Source organism: Parazoarcus communis SWub3 = DSM 12120 (assembly GCF_003226565.1).
Lineage (GTDB): Bacteria > Pseudomonadota > Gammaproteobacteria > Burkholderiales > Rhodocyclaceae > Parazoarcus > Parazoarcus communis.
Map to the genome: position 1 here is coordinate 1 of NZ_QKOE01000203.1, position 255 is coordinate 255.

Sequence of the window (255 nt, forward strand, 5' to 3'; positions counted from 1 at the left end):
TCAGCGCCATGAAGCAGATCGACGCGTGCGCGCGGATCCGCTCGGGCAGACGGTGATACACCGGGCCGATCTCGATCTCGGACTTGAGCACCTTGAAACCGCGCTCGATATCGGCGAGCGATTTGTAACGCTGAATCACGTTCTGCGCGGAAAGCCCCTCGGCGTTGGTCACCAGCAGCAGCTTGCCGTCCATCATTTCGGCAAGACGCTTCGCCTTGTCGTCGATGTGGTAGCTGAACAGCTCCTCAGCCAGAT

At 60.0% G+C, this 255-nt stretch carries 1 pseudogene; it reads right to left on the reverse strand.

Annotated elements, in window-relative coordinates:
* Positions 1-255 (reverse strand): annotated as a pseudogene (locus tag DNK49_RS23750) (IS1634 family transposase); the annotation flags it as partial.